Origin of the sequence: Micromonospora sp. 15K316, from assembly GCF_004348525.1 — a bacterium.
In the GTDB taxonomy this organism is placed as follows: domain Bacteria; phylum Actinomycetota; class Actinomycetes; order Mycobacteriales; family Micromonosporaceae; genus Micromonospora.
In genome coordinates, this window is the sequence record NZ_SMKG01000277.1 from 1 (window position 1) to 6,669 (window position 6,669).

Annotated in this window: 4 protein-coding genes; 2 read left to right on the forward strand and 2 right to left on the reverse strand. The window is 70.8% G+C overall.

Going from position 1 to position 6,669, the window contains the following annotated elements; all coding sequences use genetic code 11:
* Positions 1 to 63: 63 nt before the first annotated feature.
* The gene (locus tag E1211_RS29265) at positions 64 to 510 is read right to left on the reverse strand and encodes a thioesterase family protein (protein WP_132352996.1); all 447 of its coding nucleotides are present in this window, start codon (positions 508 to 510) and stop codon (positions 64 to 66) included.
* A gap of 2 nt (positions 511 to 512) precedes the next feature.
* Complete coding sequence (ettA, locus tag E1211_RS29270) at positions 513 to 2,189, reverse strand: energy-dependent translational throttle protein EttA (RefSeq protein ID WP_132352998.1); 1,677 nt, start codon at positions 2,187 to 2,189, stop codon at positions 513 to 515.
* A gap of 346 nt (positions 2,190 to 2,535) precedes the next feature.
* On the opposite strand from ettA, the gene E1211_RS29275 reads away from it, so the two are divergent.
* Both E1211_RS29275 and otsB read left to right on the forward strand, forming a co-directional pair.
* Positions 2,536 to 3,936, forward strand: coding sequence for a trehalose-6-phosphate synthase (locus tag E1211_RS29275; protein WP_132353000.1), 1,401 nt, complete (start codon positions 2,536 to 2,538; stop codon positions 3,934 to 3,936).
* A 35-nt stretch (positions 3,937 to 3,971) separates the two neighbouring features.
* Positions 3,972 to 6,533 carry a trehalose-phosphatase gene (gene otsB, locus E1211_RS29280; protein WP_132353002.1) on the forward strand — a complete coding sequence of 854 codons (2,562 nt, stop codon included), beginning with the start codon at positions 3,972 to 3,974 and terminating at the stop codon, positions 6,531 to 6,533.
* Positions 6,534 to 6,669: the final 136 nt, after the last annotated feature.

The window sequence follows — 6,669 nt, forward strand, 5'->3', positions numbered from 1 at the left end:
CCTCCGGCCCGCCCCCCTCCGCGCCACCGACGCCGGACGCCGGGGACGCCGCCTCCGGGCGGGTCACGCGGACCCGCCCGGAGGCGCGTAGTTCAGCAGGAACTCCCGTTCCCGTTCGGTGATCCGGCGCGGCACCTGCCGGCCCAGGTCGAACGGCACCAGCACCGAGCGGGCCCGCCCGGCCAGCACCTCGCCGTCGTAGAGCTCGTAGGCGACGGTGAACCGGGAGGCCCGGATCTCCTCCACCCAGAGCTCGATGCGTACGGACGGCGCGGCCTCGACGGTGGCCCGGTCGAGCGAGTAGTCGACCGGGCGCAGGTAGTCGACCTCGTGACGGCGGATCACCACGCCCTCCGCGAACGAGTCCACCCCCCACGCCCGGGCGCCGGCGAACATCAACGCCACCCGGGCCTCCTCGTAGAGGGTGAGGAAGCGCGAGTTGTTGACGTGACCGAAGGCGTCGAGGTCGGACCAGCGCAGGGCGCAGTGGTAGACGAACCGGTCGGCCATGCTCAGTCGCGGGTCAGCTTGCGGTACGTCACCCGGTGCGGGCGCGCCGCCTCGGCACCGAGCCGGTCGATCTTGTTCTTCTCGTACGCCTCGAAGTTGCCCTCGAACCAGAACCACTTCGCCGGGTTCTGGTCGTCGCCCTCCCAGGCCAGGATGTGCGTGGCGACCCGGTCCAGGAACATCCGGTCGTGCGAGATGACCACGGCGCAGCCGGGGAAGTCCAGCAGCGCGTTCTCCAGGCTGGAGAGGGTCTCCACGTCCAGGTCGTTGGTCGGCTCGTCGAGCAGGACCACGTTGCCGCCGATCTTCAGCGTCAGCGCCAGGTTGAGCCGGTTCCGCTCGCCGCCGGAGAGCACCTTGGTCGGCTTCTGCTGGTCCGGCCCCTTGAAGCCGAACGCCGCGATGTACGCCCGGGAGGGCATCTCGACCTTGCCCACCATGAGGTGGTCCAGCCCGTCGGAGACGACCTCCCAGACGGTCTTGTCGCCGTCGAGGCCCTGGCGGTTCTGGTCGACGTACGACAGCGACACGGTCTCGCCGACCCGGACGTCGCCGTCGGTCGGCTGCTCCAGCCCGACGATGGTCTTGAACAGGGTGGTCTTGCCGACGCCGTTCGGGCCGATGATGCCGACGATGCCGTTGCGCGGCAGCGAGAAGGACAGGTTGTCGATCAGCAGCCGGTCACCGAAGCCCTTGCTGAGGTTGCGCGCCTCGATGACGGTGCTGCCCAGACGCGGGCCCGGCGGGATCTGGATCTCCTCGAAGTCCAGCTTCCGGGTCTTCTCCGCCTCGGCGGCCATCTCGTCGTAACGGTCCAGGCGGGCCTTGGACTTGGTCTGCCGCGCCTTGGCGTTGGAGCGGACCCACTCCAGCTCCTCGGAGAGCCGCTTCTTCATCTTGGCGTCCCGGCGACCCTCGACGGCCAGCCGAGCGGCCTTCTTCTCCAGGTAGGTGGAGTAGTTGCCCTCGTACGGGTAGGCCCGGCCACGGTCCAGCTCGAGGATCCAGTTGGCCACGTTGTCGAGGAAGTACCGGTCGTGGGTGATGGCGATGACGGTGCCCGCGTACTTGGCCAGGTGCTGCTCCAGCCACTGCACGCTCTCCGCGTCCAGGTGGTTGGTGGGCTCGTCGAGCAGGAGCAGGTCGGGCGCCTCCAGCAGCAGCTTGCAGAGCGCCACCCGGCGGCGCTCACCACCGGAGAGCTGGGTGACGTCGGCGTCCGGCGGCGGGCAGCGCAGCGCGTCCATGGCCAGCTCGAGCTTGGAGTCGATGTCCCAGGCGTCGACGTTGTCCAGCTCCTCCTGGAGCTTGCCCATCTCCTCCATCAGCTCGTCGGAGTAGTCGGTTGCCATCTGCTCGGCGATCTTGTTGAACCGCTCCAGCTTCGCCTTCGTCTCGGCGACCGCCTCCTCGACGTTGCCGAGCACGGTCTTGGCGTCGTTGAGCGGGGGTTCCTGGGCCAGCATGCCGACGGTGAAGCCGGGCATCAACCGGGCCTCGCCGTTGCTCGGCCGGTCCAGCCCTGCCATGATCTTGAGGAGGCTGGACTTACCGGCGCCGTTCGGACCGACCACACCGATCTTGACCCCGGGCAGGAAGTTCAGCGTCACGTTGTCCAGCACGACCTTGTCGCCGTGCGCCTTGCGCGCCTTCTCCAGGACGTAGATGAACTGGGCCACGGTGCGGGCTACCTCCGTAGGTTTCGACTGGGAGCCGGCGGGCGAGGGCGCGGGGAGAACTCCCGCGGCCACCGGCCGGGCCGGCCGCACGCACGCCATCGTCAATCCTGACAGGTATTCGACGCCGCGCCCACATCACCCCGCCCCGGCGCTCCCGCGCGCGTCGCGCCAGCTCGGGACGGACCGCCGCCCCGGCGTCGGGCGGGGCGGTGGCTGTTGGCAAGATCACCGGCGTGATTCGGGGAGCGCGGAGCGGGTAGGGAACTCCGGCACGGGCTCCCAGACCTCGCAGCTACGCTCAGTACGCCCATGCGGTTGATCCGCCCAGCACCGGAGGTGGCCGAACGTGACCGTCCGCAGCTCCTTTGTCGTAGTGGCGAACCGCCTGCCGGTCGACGAGGTGAGCACGCCCGAGGGGCGGCAGTGGCGACGCAGCCCGGGTGGGCTGGTCACCGCCCTGCACCCCGTCCTCGCCGAACACCAGGGCACCTGGGTCGGCTGGGCCGGCGGCACCGGCGCCGCCCCGGAGCCGTTCGACCTGGAGGGCATCCACCTGCATCCGGTGCCGCTGAGCGGCGAGGAGCTCGAGCGCTACTACGAGGGCCAGTCCAACGCGACGATCTGGCCGCTCTACCACGACGCCGTCGAGACGCCGGTCTACAAGCGCCGCTGGCGGGAGACGTACCGCCTGGTCAACGCCCGGTTCGCCGAGGCCGCGGCGGACGTGGCGGCCGAGGGCGCGACGGTCTGGGTGCAGGATTACCAGCTCCAACTGGTCCCCGCGATGCTCCGCGAGCTCCGGCCGGACCTGCGCATCGGCTTCTTCCTGCACATCCCGTTCCCGCCCATCGAGCTGTTCATGCAGATGCCGTTCCGCACCGAGATCCTGCGCGGGCTGCTCGGCGCCGACCTGGTCGGGTTCCAGCAGCGGCTGGCCGCCCAGAACTTCGTCCGGCTGGCCCGGCACCTGCTCGGGCTGCGCTACGAGGGCCAGATGATCCAGGTCGACGGCCGGCAGGTGAAGGCCGGGGCGTTCCCCATCTCGATCGACACCCGGGAGATGGAGCGGATGGCCGCCGACCCGGCGGTCCAGGCCCGGGCCAAGGAGATCCGCGAGGAGCTCGGCAACCCCCGGACGATCGTGCTGGGCGTGGACCGGCTGGACTACACCAAGGGCATCGAGCTACGCCTCAAGGCCTTCCGTGAGCTGCTGGCGGACGGGAAGCTGAGCGTCCCCGACGCCGTCATGGTGCAGGTCGCCACCCCGAGCCGGGAGCGGGTCGAGCACTACCAGGCCCTCCGCGTCAAGGTGGAGCGCGAGGTTGGTCGGATAAATGGCGAATTCGGCAGGGTGGGCGTGCCCGCGGTGCATTATCTGCATCAGTCGTACAGTCGCAGCGAACTGGCCGCGCTGTACGTCGCTGCCGACGTCATGATGGTGACCCCGCTGCGAGACGGAATGAATCTGGTGGCCAAGGAGTACGTGGCATCGCGCGCCGACCAGGGCGGTGCACTCGTGCTCAGTGAGTTCGCCGGCGCGGCAACCGAGCTGCGCCAGGCGTTCCTGTGCAACCCGCACGACCCCGACGCGGTCAAGGACGCCCTGCTGCGGGCCGTGCATGTCGAGAAGCCGGAGGCACGCCGCCGTATGCGGACGATGCAACGCCATCTGCGTACCAACGATGTGGGCCACTGGGCCCAGTCCTTCCTCACCGAGCTCGGTGCCCCCGAGGCGGAGGCCGCGTGAGCACCACTCTGCCCGGTGGCGTCGCCACCGACGTCATGGACCCGGAGCTACGCACCGCGATCGGCCGGATCGCCCGGGTGCCGCAGCTCCTGATCGCCTGTGACTACGACGGCACCCTGGCGCCGATCGTCGAGGACCCCAGCAAGGCCGTGCCCCTGCCCGAGTCGGTGGCCGCCATCCGCGCGCTGGCCGCGATGCCGCAGACCACCGTGGCGGTGGTCTCCGGTCGGGCGCTGCGTGACCTGGCCGCGCTCTCCCGGCTGCCCAGCGAGGTGCACCTGGTCGGCAGCCACGGCTCCGAGTTCGACATCGGCTTCGTCGAGCGGCTCTCGCCCGAGCTGATCGAGATCCGTACCCGGCTGCGGGACGCGCTGCGCGAGATCGCCGCGGCCCATCCGGGCGTCCGGCTGGAGCGCAAGCCGGCGAGCGTCGCCGTGCACACCCGCGGGCTGGACCCGCAGATCGCCGCAGCCGCCATCGAGGCGGTCCGCAGCGGCCCCGCGAGCTGGGACGGCGTCACCGTCACCCAGGGCAAGGAGGTCATCGAGCTCTCGGTGGTCGCCACCCACAAGGGCACGGCGGTCGACCAGCTGCGTACCCAACTCTCCGCCAGCGCGGTGCTCTTCATCGGCGACGACGTCACCGACGAGAACGCGTTCGGCAACCTGCACGGGCCGGACGTCGGCATCAAGATCGGCCCCGGCGACACCCAGGCCCAGTACCGGGTCGCCGAGCCGATCGAGGCCGCGCGCGCCCTCGGGCTGCTGCTGGAGACCCGCCGGCACTGGCTCTTCGGCGAGCGGGCGGTGCCGATCGAGCGGCACTCGATGCTGGCGAACGGCCGTACCGTCGGGCTGGTCACGCCGGAAGCCAAGATCACTTGGCTCTGCCACCCGAAGCCGGACTCGGCGGCGATCTTCGCCGACCTGGTCGGTGGCAGCCCCGCCGGGCACTTCACCGTCTCGCCCGAACGGGGCGGCATCCCGCTGGGCCAGCGCTACCGCCCCGGCACGATGACCGTGGAGACCCGCTGGTCCGGCCTGACCGTCACCGACTGGCTGGACACGCCCGCCAGCGAGACCACCCCGGACGGGCCGGCCGTCATGGGTGGCGACTCCACCCTGATCCGGGTGCTCACCGGCACCGGGCGCGCGCGGATCGACTTCGCCCCCCGGCCCGAGTTCGGCCAGGTCGCCGTGCAGCTGCAACCGCTCGACGACGGCCTGCTGGTGCTCGGCTCGAACGAGCCGATCGCGCTCTACTCCCCCGGCGTGGAGTGGGAGATCACCAGCGACGGCGTCTACGAGAGCGCCAAGGCCGTCGTCGACCTCCGCGCCGTCGGCGGTCAGGTGGTGCTGGAGATGCGCTTCGGCACGCAGAGCCTGGAACACCACCGGCTGTCGATCCACGAGCGGCAGGCCGCGGCCGAGCAGCCGTGGACGGACTGGGTGTCGACGCTCCGGCTGCCCAGCACCGCCCGTGACCTCGTCGTCCGCAGCGCGCTCACGCTCCGCGGTCTCTGCCACGAGCCCACCGGCTCGATCCTGGCCGCCGCGACCACCTCGCTCCCCGAGGAGCTGGGCGGCGTACGCAACTGGGACTACCGCTACTGCTGGCTGCGGGACGCCGCGCTGAGCGCGCGGTCGCTCGTCGACCTCGGTTCGACCGAGGAGGCCGAGGGGTTGCTGCGCTGGATCGACGGCGTCGTCGAACGCACCGGCGGGCACCCCGAACGGCTGCACCCGCTCTACACCGTGGACGGGTACGAGCTGGGCGCCGAGGCCGTCATCGACACCCTGCCCGGCTACGCCGGCTCCCGGCCGGTACGGGTCGGCAACCTCGCCAACCACCAGCTCCAGCTGGACGTCTTCGGTCCGGTCGCCGACCTGATCGCCGCCGTGGCCGATCTGCGCGGCTCGGTCCGGGAGACGGAGTGGCGGGTGCTGGAGTCGATGGTCGAGGCGGTCAGCCGTCGCTGGCACGAACCCGACCACGGCATCTGGGAGGCCCGGCTCCCACCGCGGCACCACATCTTCTCGAAGGTGATGTGCTGGATGACGGTGGACCGTGCGCTGCACGTCGTGCGGCAGCACGGCGGCGAGGACCGCCCGGAGTGGGTGGAGCTGCGCGACCGGATCGCCGCCAACGTGCTGGAGTACGGCTGGCACGAGCACGCCGAGGCGTACAGCGTCGCCTACGGCGACGAGGACATGGACGCCTCCTCGCTCTGGATCGGCCTCTCCGGGCTGCTCCCCGGCGACGACCCGCGCTTCCTCTCCACCGTGCTCAAGATCGAGGCCGACCTGCGCAGCGGCCCGGTGGTCTACCGCTACCACTGGGACGACGGCCTGCCCGGCCGGGAGGGCGGCTTCCACATCTGCACGGCGTGGCTGATCGAGGCGTACCTGCGCACCGGTCGGCGCACCGACGCCGAGGAGCTCTTCGCCCAGATGATCGACACCGCCGGTCCGACGGGTCTGCTCCCCGAGCAGTACGACCCGCTCGCCGAGCGGGGGCTGGGCAACCACCCGCAGGCGTACAGCCACCTCGGGCTGGTCCGTTGCGCCCTGCTGCTCGACAACATGCTCAAGCAGTAACCCGAGCATCAGAGAACGGCGGCCGGGGGATCCCTCCCCCGGCCGCCGTTCCACACCTAACGTCGATCATGAAGTTGTCGCCGCTCACCCCGGCGTGTCGCGACCACAACTTCATGATCGACGGCGGCTCGGGGAC